11 protein-coding genes are annotated in these 13,082 nt (G+C 66.3%); 6 read left to right on the top strand and 5 right to left on the bottom strand.

Going from position 1 to position 13,082, the window contains the following annotated elements; translation table 11 throughout:
• Positions 1 to 20 precede the first annotated feature (20 nt).
• Positions 21 to 2,237 carry a 3-hydroxyacyl-CoA dehydrogenase NAD-binding domain-containing protein gene (locus LC062_RS06265; protein WP_224910170.1) on the top strand — a complete coding sequence of 739 codons (2,217 nt, stop codon included), beginning with the start codon at positions 21 to 23 and terminating at the stop codon, positions 2,235 to 2,237.
• A 218-nt stretch (positions 2,238 to 2,455) separates the two neighbouring features.
• Here LC062_RS06265 and LC062_RS06260 read toward each other — a convergent pair whose 3' ends face one another.
• Positions 2,456 to 2,890: an META domain-containing protein gene (locus LC062_RS06260; RefSeq protein ID WP_224910169.1), complete on the bottom strand. Its 435-nt coding sequence runs from the start codon at positions 2,888 to 2,890 to the stop codon at positions 2,456 to 2,458.
• Positions 2,891 to 3,262: 372 nt separating this feature from the next.
• Here LC062_RS06260 and LC062_RS06255 point away from each other — a divergent pair, with 372 nt between their 5' ends.
• Positions 3,263 to 3,538, top strand: a complete 276-nt coding sequence (locus LC062_RS06255) for a DUF6460 domain-containing protein (protein ID WP_224910168.1) — start codon at positions 3,263 to 3,265, stop codon at positions 3,536 to 3,538.
• A 10-nt stretch (positions 3,539 to 3,548) separates the two neighbouring features.
• Here LC062_RS06255 and LC062_RS06250 read toward each other — a convergent pair whose 3' ends face one another.
• Positions 3,549 to 4,451: a histone deacetylase family protein gene (locus LC062_RS06250; protein WP_224910167.1), complete on the bottom strand. Its 903-nt coding sequence runs from the start codon at positions 4,449 to 4,451 to the stop codon at positions 3,549 to 3,551.
• Between the two features lie 180 nt (positions 4,452 to 4,631).
• Between LC062_RS06250 and LC062_RS06245 the strand changes: the two genes are divergently transcribed.
• Entirely contained in the window at positions 4,632 to 6,011 is a 1,380-nt protein-coding gene (locus tag LC062_RS06245; protein ID WP_224910166.1) for an MATE family efflux transporter, read from the top strand.
• Between the two features lie 24 nt (positions 6,012 to 6,035).
• Here LC062_RS06245 and choV read toward each other — a convergent pair whose 3' ends face one another.
• The 3 genes from choV to LC062_RS06230 all read right to left on the bottom strand — a co-directional run bounded on the left by choV (position 6,036) and on the right by LC062_RS06230 (position 8,957).
• Positions 6,036 to 7,061 carry a choline ABC transporter ATP-binding protein gene (gene choV / locus LC062_RS06240; RefSeq protein ID WP_224910165.1) on the bottom strand — a complete coding sequence of 342 codons (1,026 nt, stop codon included), beginning with the start codon at positions 7,059 to 7,061 and terminating at the stop codon, positions 6,036 to 6,038.
• Positions 7,061 to 7,906 carry a choline ABC transporter permease subunit gene (gene choW, locus LC062_RS06235; RefSeq protein ID WP_224910164.1) on the bottom strand — a complete coding sequence of 282 codons (846 nt, stop codon included), beginning with the start codon at positions 7,904 to 7,906 and terminating at the stop codon, positions 7,061 to 7,063. The genes choV and choW overlap by 1 nt, the downstream gene beginning before the upstream one ends.
• Before the next feature lie 103 nt (positions 7,907 to 8,009).
• On the bottom strand, positions 8,010 to 8,957 hold the full coding sequence (locus tag LC062_RS06230; RefSeq protein ID WP_224910163.1) for a choline ABC transporter substrate-binding protein: 948 nt from the start codon (positions 8,955 to 8,957) through the stop codon (positions 8,010 to 8,012).
• Positions 8,958 to 9,343: 386 nt separating this feature from the next.
• Between LC062_RS06230 and betI the strand changes: the two genes are divergently transcribed.
• From betI to betB, 3 genes are read left to right on the top strand one after another with little or no spacing between them, the layout of a single operon-like run.
• Positions 9,344 to 9,934: a transcriptional regulator BetI gene (gene betI / locus LC062_RS06225; RefSeq protein ID WP_224910162.1), complete on the top strand. Its 591-nt coding sequence runs from the start codon at positions 9,344 to 9,346 to the stop codon at positions 9,932 to 9,934.
• The gene (betA, locus tag LC062_RS06220; RefSeq protein WP_224910161.1) at positions 9,927 to 11,582 is read left to right on the top strand and encodes a choline dehydrogenase; all 1,656 of its coding nucleotides are present in this window, start codon (positions 9,927 to 9,929) and stop codon (positions 11,580 to 11,582) included. The genes betI and betA overlap by 8 nt, the downstream gene beginning before the upstream one ends.
• 33 nt (positions 11,583 to 11,615) lie before the next feature.
• Complete coding sequence (gene betB / locus LC062_RS06215; protein ID WP_224910160.1) at positions 11,616 to 13,079, top strand: betaine-aldehyde dehydrogenase; 1,464 nt, start codon at positions 11,616 to 11,618, stop codon at positions 13,077 to 13,079.
• The last annotated feature ends 3 nt before the right edge of the window (positions 13,080 to 13,082 follow it).

Here is a 13,082-nt window from a genome sequence, read left to right as displayed (position 1 = left end):
CGGACGCGGAGGATTACCCTATGACTTACAAGAACTTCACCCTTGACGTCGACGCCGATGGCATTGCCCACATTGTCTGGGACATGGCCGGCAAGTCGATGAATGTGATCGACATCACCGTGATGGACGACCTGGACGCGATCGTCGACCGGGTCGCCGAGGACGAGGCCATCACCGGCGCGGTGATCACCTCCGGCAAGCCGACCTTCTCCGGCGGCGCCGATCTGACCATGCTGGAAGGACTGCTGCGCGAGTTCCACGGCCAGCGCAGCAAGGATCCGGAGGGCGCGGCCCGGCTGCTGTTCGACGGCTCCCGGCGTCTGACGCTGATCTTCCGCAAGCTGGAAACCTGCGGCAAGCCGTTCGTCGCGGCGATCAACGGCACCTGCATGGGCGGGGCGACGGAGCTGGCGCTGGCCTGTCATGCCCGGGTCGCCGCCGAGGGCGATGCGGTCAAGATGGCCTTGCCGGAAATCAAGGTGGGCCTGTTCCCCGGCGCCGGCGGCACCCAGCGGGTGATGCGCATGGCCGAGGCCCAGCCGGGCCTTCAGTTCCTGCTGCAGGGCAAGACGCTCACCGCCGACAAGGCGAAGGCAATGAAGCTGGTGGACGAGATCGCCCCGGCGAAAAAGCTGGTGGCGACCGCCGTGCGGATGCTGAAGGATGGCGTCGATCCGGTAAAGCCCTGGGACAAGAAGGGCTTCAAGCTGCCGAGCGGTCCGATCTACTCGCCCGCCGGCTTCCAGTTCTGGCCGGCGGCGAATGCCATCTACCGGCGCGAGACCCATGACAACTATCCGGGCGCACGCGGCATCCTGCAGTCGGTCTATGAGGGGCTGCAACTGCCGATGGATCAGGCGCTGACCGTCGAGAGCCGCTACTTCGCCCATGTGCTGCAATCCCCGGAGGCGGCGGCCATGATCCGCTCGCTGTTCGTCTCCATGCAGGAGTTGAACAAGGGCGCCCGGCGACCGGCGGACATCAAGCCCAACAAGATCCGCAAGATCGGCATTCTCGGCGCCGGCTTCATGGGCGCGGGCATTGCCTATGTCACCGCCAAGGCCGGCATCGACGTGGTGCTGATCGACCGGGACCAGGAAGCGGCCGACAAGGGCAAGGCCCATTCGGACCAGCTCGTCAGCAAGGCGGTGCAGCGCGGTCGCGCCACCGCCGAGGACAAGGAGCAACTTCTGGCGCGGATCACGCCGACGGCGGATTACGATCTTCTCGCCGATTGCGATCTGGTGATCGAGGCGGTGTTCGAGGACCGGGAGATCAAGCGGGTGGTGACGGAGAAGGCCGAAGCGGTGCTGAAGCCGCGGGCGATCTACGCCTCCAACACCTCCACGCTGCCGATTTCCTCGCTGGCGGAGGCCTCGAAACGGCCGAAGAACTTCATCGGCATCCATTTCTTCTCGCCGGTCGACAAGATGATGCTGGTGGAAGTGATCATGGGCAACAAGACCGGTGACAAGGCACTGGCCATGGCGCTGGACTACATCAAGGCCATCAAGAAGACGCCGATCGTGGTCAACGACTCGCGCGGCTTCTACACCTCGCGCGTGGTGATGACCTACATTCGCGAAGGCCTGATGATGCTGGCCGACGGGGTGCCGGCGGCGATGATCGAAAACTGCGGCCGGATGGCCGGAATGCCGGTCGGCCCGCTGTCGCTCGGCGACGAGGTCGCACTCGATCTGGCCTGGAAGATCGTCTCCGCCACCCGCAAGGACCTTGGCGTGAAATACGTGGAAGGGCCGCTCGACAACATCCTGGAAGAGATGGTGGTGAAGCGTGAACGCTTCGGCCGCAAGAACGGCAAGGGGTTTTACGACTACGACGGCCGCGACAAGTCGCTGTGGCCGGGCATCCCGGAGGTGACCGGCAAGCCGAAGCCCGCCTCCGCCTTCTCGGTGGAGGAGCTGAAGCAGCGCTTCCTGGTGATGCAGGCGCTGGAGACCGCGCGGATCTTCGAGGAGAAATGCCTGACCGACGTGCGCGAGGCGGATGTGGGGTCGATCCTCGGCTTCGGCTTCGCGCCCTTCACCGGCGGCACGATCTCCTACATCGACGGCATGGGCACCGCTGCCTTCGTCGAGCTGTGCCGCAAGTTCACCAAGAAATGGGGGCCGCGCTTCAAGCCGAACAAGCTGCTGCGGGAAATGGCCAAGACCGACGAGCGCTTCTACACGCGGTTTGCGCCGGAAAAAGCCGCCGAGGAACAGAAGGCCGCCTGATCCGCACCGGAACCGGCAGCAGCTGGCACACAAAGACGGGCGGCCATTGGCCGCCCGTCAGCGTATGGGCCAGAGCTTTTTGGAGGGGCACCCCATCCCCGAGCCGGGAGCTGGACGGCCAACGTTTTCAGAAGACCGGAACCGACAGGCCGTGGCTCGCCGATCCCGGGTCGCGCGAACGCTTACCCGGGAAGACGCGGAGAGGGAGGCGGAACCGGTTACTTGCCGACCAGAAGCACCACGGCGGCGCCAGCGCCATCGCGCAACAACAGGCGCTGCGGCATGCCGTCGACCTTGACCGCTGCGGGGAAGAACTTCAGGAACCGCCGCTCCAGATCGCCGGCAACGCCCTCACAGGCCATTCGCGTCGCCATCACCTTGTCCGACACCTTGAGATCAAGGCCATCCTGCTCCAGCGTGCCGCGCAGCCGGTTGCAGCCGGCGGACGCCATCCACAGGCCATGACGGTCGACCACCACCTCGGTGCGCGCGGCAAGGGCAAGATCGAGATCGACCAGCGCGCCGCCGGAGGTGGCAAGGGCGGCGATGCGCCATGTCCCGGCAATCTGCGGCTTGTCGCCCCCGGCGGCGGCCGGGGCCACGGCCGACGCCAGGCCGAGAAGGACTGCGGTAACGAGAGAAAAGGCTTTCATGCGCTCGGAAAATCCCTGGCAAATGAAGCGATCCGGCGCCCGCGCCATCTTGCGCGCAGCGAAGGATCTGATCGGAATGGACGTTTTCGCACCCGCCTCGATGAGAGGCCGAATCACGGTCAAGACGTCGCTTGCGATGACACCGCATGAGGCGATGGATCGCAAGGCCCGTCTTCAACCGGCAATGTGGCAGCTTGGAGGCCCGCCGCCTGTGCCGGAGATCACATCTCACCGCCCACCTCGACCAATCGCCCGTCGCGCGCGTCTGCGGCGTTGATTGCAGCCCGGCTTGCGCCTACATCTCGCAGAGCGGCCCCGGCAGCCCCATCCGGCCGCCGATGCACGCCACGCCCATGAACGACAGGAACCTTGATGTCCAACACCTCGCTCGAACGCTTTATCGGTGGTTCCCCCTTGCGGGTGCTCTTGCGCCTTCTGTTCCTGTCCTTCGTCGTCGGGGTGCTGCTTTCCGCGCTCGACCTGCACCCGCTCGACCTGTTCGACGGTGTCATCTCCTTCATCCGCCATCTGTGGACCATGGGCTTTGAGGCGCTCGGGCGCCTTGGCGGCTATTTCGTGCTCGGCGCGGTGGTGGTCCTTCCCGTGTGGCTGGTGCTGCGGCTGTTGAGCATGGGCCGGGACGACTGACGCCCCCAGTTCACACAAATTCCGCCGCCACCCGGTGCAGGATCGTGTGGCGGCGTGCCAGCCGGTCGATGTCATCGAGATAACCGCCGCCGATCACCCCGGCGAGGGGAATGCCCAGCCGCCGCACCGCGCCGATGACATAGCGGTCACGCGCCTCCAGCCCGGCATCGCTCAGGGACAGCCGGCCAAGCCGGTCCTCCTCATGCGGATCGACACCTGCATTGTAGAAGACGATATCGGGGCGAAAGCGGGAAAGGATGCCCGGCAGCGTTTCGGCCAGCATCGCCAGATAGGCGACATCGCCGGTCGCATCCTCAAGGGCGATATCGAGGGTCGAGGCCCGCTTGCGCACCGGATAATTGCGCCTTGCATGCACCGACAGGGTGAACACCGCCGGATCGCCCGTCAGGATATCCGCCGTGCCGTCGCCCTGATGCACATCGAGGTCGATCACCAGCGCCCGGCGGATCGCCCCGACCGAGAGGCCAAGCCGGATCGCCACCGCCACATCGTTGAAGACGCAGAAGCCCGCGCCATGGGCGCGCCGGGCGTGATGGCTGCCGCCGGCGGTGTTGCAGGCAATGCCCCGCTCCATCGCCAGCGTTGCCGTCAGCACGGTGCCAGCGGTGGCGCAGCGGGCGCGGAACGCCACCGCCTCGGTCATCGGCAGGCCGATCTCGCGGGCCACCGCGCGCGGCACATCGGCGGAAAACACCTGATCCACATAGGCGCGCTCATGGGCCAGCGCCGCCCAGGCCGCCGGCGCGGGACGGGGCACGTGAAACCCGCCTGGCGCCACCAACCCATCGGCCACGAGCTGCTCCGCGACGCGGCGGAACTTGTTCATGGGAAACCGGTGCCCCTCGGGCATGTCCGCGCAAAACGCTGGATGATGGACAATGGCAAGCGGCATGGGCGGATCCCCTCCCCCGGTGGCGGTTCGATGCTCTGACTATGTGCGGCATACGCAAGCATGGGGCAACAGGACCACCGATCCCGCCGGCAAGCACCATGCCCGGTTTGACCGTCTCCCGTTTGCTCGCTAGCGTCACGCCCCATCGACTCCCGCCCCGTTCGCCGAAAGCATCCCTTCTTGGACACCCTCACGCCCGCCAGAGACCGCCACGTGGTGCGCCCGTTCGACGTCAGCAGCCGCACGGTGCTGGCGATTGCCGTACCGATGACCCTCGCCTATCTGTCGACGCCGCTGCTCGGGCTGGTCGACACGGTGGTGATCGGCCAGCTCGGCGACGCGGCGCTGCTGGGCGGCATCGCCCTTGGCGGCATCCTGTTCGATCTGGTGTTCACCACCTTCAACTTCCTGCGCTCCGGCACCACCGGGCTGACCGCCCAGGCGGTGGGTGCCGGCGATCTCAAGGAAGAGCGGGCAGTGCTTTATCGCGCCTGTCTCGTTGCCCTCGGCATCGGCGTTCTGGTCGTGCTGTTGCGCGGCCCGGTGCTCGGCTCCGGGCTCTGGGTGATGGGGGGCAGCGAGGCGGTGAAACAGGCGACCACCGCCTATTTCCTCGTTCGGGTGCTGTCCGCTCCCTTCGCCCTTCTCAACTACGCCTTTCTTGGCTGGTTCATCGGCCGGGGACAGGCGGGCACCGCGCTGGTGCTGCAAAGCGGGCTGAACGGGCTCAACATCGCCCTGTCCTTGTGGTTTGTGCTGCAGCTTGAATGGGGCGTTGCCGGTGTCGCCGCCGCGACGGTGGTCAGCGAGTTGGTGGCGGCGCTTGCCGGTACGGCGCTGGCCGCCCGCGCCCTTCGCGGCGGACCGCTGCCCAGCCGCGTGCGCATCTTCAACAAACGCCGGTTCCTGCGGATGGTCGCGCTCAACCGCGACATCATGATCCGCTCCTTCGCGCTGCTGTTCGCCGTCGGCTTCTTCATCTCCCGCTCGGCGGTGCAGGGCGACACGATCCTCGCCGCCAATGCGCTGTTGGAAAAGTTCCTGCTGATCGGCGGTTATTTTCTCGACGGCATCGCCACGGCGGCGGAACAGCTGGCGGGCAAGGCGGTTGGCGCCCGCTACCGTCCCGCCTTCGACCGGTCGGTGCGGCTGTGCCTGATCTGGGGCTTTGCCCTTGCGCTGCTTGCCGCGCTGGTGTTCTACGCCGGCGGCGGCTGGCTGCTCCACCTGATGACCACCGCGCCAGAGGTGCGCACGGCGGCGATGGACTACCTGCCCTGGGCCGCCGCCGCGCCGCTTCTTGGCGCGCTCGCCTATCAGATGGATGGGGTGTTCATCGGCGCGACCTGGTCGCGGGACATGCGCAACATGATGCTCGCCTCCATCATCGTCTATCTCGCCGCCTATGCCGCACTGGCGCCCCTGCTCGGCAATCACGGCCTGTGGCTGGCGTTCGACCTGTTCCTCGCCGCGCGCGGGGTGACCATGGCCTTGATCTGCCGGCGGCGAGCGGACGCGACTTTCGGCCCCGCGCCGCGCTCGGCCGTCACCGGCAAGTAGCGACCGCCCGGCAACGCCGGAGCTCTACCGCAGGCAATCAAGGATTTCCGCCTCGCCGATCAGCCCGATCACCTTGCCGCCATCCTCGACCACCACAGGATCGGCGGAGCGGCGTTTCAGCTCGATCACCTCCCGCACCGGGGTGCGCGGCGGGCAGCGCTCGCCATTGATCGTGTCTTCCGACAGCGGCGCGCGCATGATGTCACGGGCGCGCAGGACGCCGAGCGGGTTCATATGCGCCACGAATTCGGCGACATAGTCGGTCGCGGGCTTGCGGACGATCTCCTGCGGGGTACCGAGCTGGATCACCCGGCCGCCCTCCATGATGGCGATGCGCGAGCCGATCTTCGCCGCCTCGTCGAGATCGTGACTGACGAAGATGATCGTCTTGTTGAGCTTTTCCTGAAGCGCCAGCAGCTCATCCTGAAGATGGTCGCGAATGAGCGGATCGAGCGCGGAAAACGGTTCGTCCATCAACAGGATCGGCGCATCGGTGGCAAAGGCCCGGGCAAGCCCCACCCGCTGCTGCATACCGCCGGACAGTTCATGCACGTATTTGCCGCCCCATTCGGCAAGGCCGACCAGTTCGAGCTGCTCGGCCACCTTGGCCGTGCGCTGGCGGGACGGCATGCCGGCCAGCTCCAGCCCGAAACCGACGTTTTCCGCCACGGTGCGCCAGGGCAGAAGGGCGAATTGCTGGAACACCATGGCGATGCGGCCGCGGCGCAGATGCCGCAACTCGGCCGGGGAGCAACTACTGGGATTGACCACCTGGTCGCCATCGTGAACGGCGACCTCGCCGCGGGTGATCCTGTTGAGCCCGTTGACCGCGCGCAACAGGGTGGACTTGCCCGAGCCGGACAGGCCCATCAGCACGATCAGCTCGCCCTCGTGAATGTCGAAGCTGGCGCCGGCGACGCCGAGGATCTGGCCGGTCTTTTCCTGAATGTCCGACCGGCTTTGACCGGCATCGACCAGCGGCAGCGCGCTCTCAGGATCATCGCCGAAAACGATATCCACATCGCGGAAGGAAACGATTGGCTCGCTCATCAGCCCTGCCCTCCTGCTGCATTGGTGCGGAAGAAGCGATCGAGGATGATGGCGATCAGCACGATGGCGATACCAACCTCGAAGCCCTTGGCGATGTTGACCGTGTTAAGCGCGCGCAAGGTGGGAACGCCCAGCCCGTCGGCGCCGACAAGCGCGGCGATCACCACCATCGACAGGGAAAGCATGATGGTCTGGGTCAGGCCGGCCATGATCTGCGGCAGCGCGTAAGGCAGTTCCACCTTCCAGAGCAACTGCCGCCGGGTGGCGCCGAACGCCTCGCCCGCCTCCAGAAGCTGGGTCGGCGTGGAGGACACGCCAAGCTGGGTCAGGCGGATCGGCGCGGGAATGGCGAAGATCACCGTGGCGATCAGGCCCGGCACCATGCCAAGGCCGAACAGGATCAGCGCCGGGATCAGATAGACGAAGGTGGGGATGGTCTGCATCAGGTCGAGCACCGGACGCATGGCCGCGAACAGCTTGGGCCGATGCGCGGCGGCAACCCCGAGCGGCACGCCGACGATCATGCACACCAGCGAAGCGCCGATCACCAGCGACAGGGTTTCGGTGGTCTCTTCCCAGTAGCCCTGATTGATGATCAAGAGCAGACTTGCCAGCACGAACAGGGCGAAGGAGAGCTTGCGCCGGACCAGATAGGCAAGGCCGGTGGCAAAGAGCACGATCACCAGCGCCGGCGGCGTCTGCAACAGCCACAAGATCCCGTCGATCATCGCCTGAAGCGTCAGCGAGATGCCGTCGAACAGCCAATAGGCATTGTCGGTGAGCCAGTCGACCAGGGCCTTCGCCCCCGCGCCAATCGGCAGTTTGTTCTCGGTCAGCCACTCCACGTTCAGGCCCGTCCTTCGTTTTCTGTCTTATCGGGTTCTTTTCTCAGGAAGGTGCGGCGCGCGCGGGGAAAGACCGGCGCGCCGCACCTGTCATCTGAAAGGCTCAGAGGCCGAGCGCCGACTTCACCGCCGCCTTGGCATCGCCACCGTCGAAGGTGGTCACGCCCTCAAGCCAGCCGTCGAACGCCTCCGGGTTGGCCTTCAGCCATGCGGTTGCGGCCTTTTCCGGCTCCTCGCCGTCATTGAGGATCGCGCCCATGATCTCGTTTTCCATGGCCAGCGAGAACTTGAGGTTCTTCAGCAGCTGGCCGACGTTCGGGCATTCGGCCACGTAGCCGGCGCGCACATTGGTGTAGACCGTCGCACCGCCATAGTTGGGACCGAACACGTCATCGCCGCCATCGAGATACGCCATCTCGAAATTGGCGTTCATCGGATGCGGCTCCCAGCCGAGGAACACCACGTCCTGCTTGCGCTTGGCGGCGCGGGCCACCTGCGCCAGCATGCCGGATTCGGAGCTTTCCACCACCTCGAAGCCCTTGAGCCCGAAGGTATCGGCCTCGATCATGTCGATGATCAGCCGGTTGCCGTCATTGCCCGCCTCGATGCCGTAGATCTTGCCATCAAGATCGTCCTTGAACTTGGCGATGTCGGCGAAGGACTTCAGCCCCTTGTCATAGGTGTATTTCGGCACGGCAAGGGTGTATTTCGCCCCTTCCAGATTCTCGCGCACGGTCTCGACCGACCCATCCTCGCGATAGGCCTTGATGTCGCCTTCCATGGTCGGCATCCAGTTGCCGAGGAAGACGTCGATGTCCTTGTTCTTCAGCGACGCATAGGTCACCGGAACCGACAGGATCTTCACGTCGCTCTTGTAGCCCATGGCATCGAGCAGCACGGCGGTGGTCGCCGTGGTCGCGGTGATGTCGGTCCAGCCCACATCGGACAGGCGGACGGTCTGGCAGGCGGCGGGCTCGGCGGCCTGAACGCTCGCGGCGCTCAGGCCGAGGGCCAGCGCGGCAAGGCCAAGGCGCTTGGCAAGGGTCTTCATGAATTCGCATCCTCCGTTGGGCTGCCGGCTGCGCGAGAAAACACGCACCGGCGGATCTTGCATCCTCCGCCGCAAGGCGCGGCGGCTGTTTCGGCAGGGGAACGGCACCGCCGAACCGGCGTCCCATCCGGGCGGACAGGCCGCGGCACCGCAATGGATGCGCGGCAGCAAACCCGCTCCAGGCGGCGCCTGTCCGGGCGACCTCTTTTCAGGCAGCGCCAAGCGCGCCAGCCCCTCCCCTTGGCGGAAGACATCAAAACACTTTTACGTTCCTCACGCAATTCCCGCCGTTTTTTCTGTTTTTTGTTGATTGAACGGCCAATCAAAATTATCCCTGCTATCCTGCCAGCCACACGCAGCACTCGAATGTGAAGGCCGTACGGGACATGCCTCGGATCGGAATGGAAACCTCGCGTCGCAAGGCGCTGATCGACGCAACTGTGGAAACAATCCACGTACGCGGCTTCAATGACGCGACCATGGCGGAGATCGCCCGCCGCGCCGGTGTGTCCGGTGGGCTCGCGCATCACTATTTCGGTTCCAAGGCCGGGCTGCTCAACGCCACCATGCGGGCGCTGCTGACCGATCTGTCGCGCGAGACCCAGGCGCGCATGGCCACGGCCGGCACCGCTCGCGAGCGCATCTCCGCCCTGATCGGGGCAAGCTTCGCGCCCAACCAGTTTCAGCCGGCGCTGATTTCCGCCTGGCTTGCGTTCTATCTGCAGGCCCGGACCGACAGCGACACGCGGCGGCTGCTGCGCATCTACCACCGCCGGCTCGTCTCGAATCTCGCCCATGGCTTTGCCGCCTATCTGCCGGCCGAGCACGCCCGCCGGGCGGCGGAGGGCACCGCCGCGCTGATCGACGGGCTGTGGCTGCAGCGGGTGTTCGCCGATGGCGCCGCCCAGCCGAAGAGCGCCATGCGCCAGGTCGAGGACTATGTCGAACGCCAGCTCGGGGAGGAGACCCATGTCTGAGGTCACCCACATCATCGTCGGCGCCGGATCCGCCGGCTGTGCCCTGGCCCTTCGCCTTTCGGAAGAGCCGCAGAACAGGATTCTGGTGCTGGAGGCGGGCGGCAGCGACGTCGGCCCCTTCATCCAGATGCCGGCGGCTCTCAGCTATCCGATGAACATGGCCCGCTACGACTGGGGCTTCGAAAGCGACCCGGAACCGCATCTGGGCGGGCGCCGGCTGGCGACTCCGCGCGGCCGGGTGATCGGCGGCTCCTCCTCGATCAACGGCATGGTCTATGTGCGCGGCCATGCCCGCGATTTCGACACCTGGGCCGAGATGGGCGCGCGCGGCTGGTCCTACGCGGATGTCGCGCCCTACTACGAGCGCATGGAAACCAGCCATGGCGGCGAAGCGGGCGTGCGCGGCACCTCCGGCCCCTTGCATGTGACGCGCGGCAGCAAGTGGAGCCCGCTCTACCAGGCCTTCATCGAGGCGGGACGGCAGGCCGGCTACGAGACCACCGAGGATTACAACGGGCTGAAGCAGGAAGGCTTCGCCGACATGGAAATGACCGTGTGGCGCGGCCGCCGCTGGTCCGCCGCCAATGCCTATCTGAAACCGGCCCTGAAGCGGCCCAACGTCACCCTGATCTCAGGCGCCAACGCCCGGCGCATCCTGTTCGACGGGCGCCGCGCCACCGGGGTCGAATACGAGCGCGGCGGACGCATCGAGACCGCCCATGCGGCGCGCGAGGTGATCCTCGCCGCCTCCTCGATCAACTCACCGCGCCTTCTGATGCTCTCCGGCATCGGCGCGGGCGAGGCGCTGCAATCGCTCGGCATCGAGGTGCTGGCCGACCGGCCCGGCGTCGGCGCCAATCTGCAGGACCATCTGGAGCTTTATATCCAGCAGACCTGTACCCAACCGATCACCCTCTACAAGCACTGGAACCTTTTTTCCAAGGCGCTGATCGGCGCCCGCTGGCTGTTCACCGGCACCGGCCTTGGTGGCTCCAACCACTTCGAGAGCTGCGCCTTCATCCGCTCGCGCGCCGGCATCGAATACCCGGACATCCAGTACCATTTCCTGCCCTTCGCCGTGCGCTACGACGGCAAAGCGGCGGCGGAGGGGCATGGCTTCCAGGCCCATGTGGGGCCGATGCGCTCCAAATCGCGCGGCCGGGTGGCACTGACCTCGCCGGATCCTCAAGTCGCCCCGTCGATCCTGTTCAACTACATGTCCGAACCGGAGGACTGGGAAGACTTCCGCACGGCGATCCGGCTGACCCGGGAGATTTTCGCGCAAGACGCCTTCGCCCCCTATCGCGGCCACGAGATCCAGCCGGGCGCCGACGTGCGCTCCGACGCGGAGCTTGACGACTTCATCCGCGCGCATGTGGAAAGCGCCTACCACCCCTGCGGCACATGCCGGATGGGAAACCCCGAAGATCGGCACGCGGTGGTTGATCCTGAGGGAAGAGTGATCGGCGTCCAGGGATTGCGCGTTGCCGACAGCTCGATCTTTCCGCAAATTACCAATGGCAACCTCAATGCGCCGTCGATCATGGTGGGCGAGAAGATCGCCGACCATATTCTCGGACGCGATCCGCTGCCCGCCTCCACCCGGCAGCCCTGGATCCATCCGGACTGGCGCGCCTCGCAGCGCTGACCGCCGAGGCCACGACAACCGAAAGGGACGGACATGCGTGCTCAACCCAGCGCGTCGCATTTCATCGGCGGCGCATATTTCGACGATACCGACGGCCCCCACCTGGAAAGCCGCTACCCGGCGACCGGTGAGGTCATCGCCGCCCTGAACGGGGCGAGCGACGCCACGGTCAATGCCGCCGTTGCCGCGGCCCGTACAGGCTTCAAGGTCTGGTCGGCCACCCCGGCGGCGGAGCGTGGCCGGGTGCTGCGCCGGGCCGCCGACCTTTTGCGCGCGCGCAATCGCGAGCTTTCGGTGCTGGAGACGCTGGACACCGGCAAGCCCTTGCAGGAAACCCTCGTCGCGGATGCGGCCTCGGGCGCCGACTGCCTTGAGTATTTCGGCGGCCTGGCCGCAACGCTCACCGGCGAGCACATCGACCTTGGCGGCTCTTTCGCCTACACCAAACGCGAACCGCTCGGCGTCGTCGCCGCCATCGGCGCCTGGAACTATCCGATCCAGATCGCCTGCTGGAAGGCGGCTCCGGCCCTGGCCTGCGGCAATGCCATGGTGTTCAAGCCCTCCGAGCTGACCCCGCTCTCCGCCCTGAAGCTGGCGGAAATCTTCAAGGAAGCCGGCCTGCCCGACGGGGTCTTCAACGTGGTGCAGGGCTTTGGCGAGACCGGCGCCCGGCTCGTCTCCCACCCCGACGTCGCCAAGGTGTCGCTCACCGGCTCGGTGCCGACCGGAACGCGGGTCGCGGAGACCGCCGCCCACACGCTGAAGCACGTGACGCTTGAGCTGGGCGGCAAGTCGCCGCTGATCATCTTTGACGATGCGGATCTGGAAAACGCGGTCTCGGCGGCGATCAACGCCAATTTCTATTCCAGCGGCCAGGTCTGCTCCAACGGCACCCGGGTGTTCGTGCAGAAGGGTCTGAAGGAGCGCTTCCTGCAGCGTCTGGCCGAGCGCACCGCCAAGGCCCGGGCGGGCGACCCGCTGGACGAGACGGTCGACACCGGCCCGCTGGTCTCCACCGGCCAGTTCGACAAGGTGATGGGCTATCTGGAGGCCGGCCGCAGCGAAGGCGCGCGGCTTGTGTGCGGCGGTGGCCGGCTCGACGTGCCGGGCCTGCCCGACGGGTTGTTCGTGGCGCCGACCGTCTTCGCCGATGTGGCCGATCACATGACCATCGCCCGGGAGGAGATCTTCGGCCCGGTGATGTGCGTGCTCGACTTCGACAGCGAGGAGGAGGCGGTCGCCCGGGCCAATGCCACCGAATTCGGCCTCGCCGCCGGCGTCTTCACCCGCGACATCAGCCGCGCCCACCGGGTGATCGGCGCGCTGCACGCGGGTACCTGCTGGATCAACACCTACAATCTGACGCCGATCGAAATGCCCTTCGGCGGCTACAAGAAATCCGGCATCGGCCGGGAGAACGGCCACGCGGCGATCGAGCATTACAGCCAGATCAAATCGGTCTATGTGGAGATGGGCGACGTGGAAAGCGCCTATTGAGGC

Source organism: Stappia indica (assembly GCF_020177335.1).
Taxonomy (GTDB): Bacteria; Pseudomonadota; Alphaproteobacteria; order Rhizobiales; family Stappiaceae; genus Stappia; species Stappia indica_B.
The sequence above is the reverse complement of the archived record's forward strand: the minus strand, read 5'-3'. Positions and strand labels throughout refer to the sequence as shown.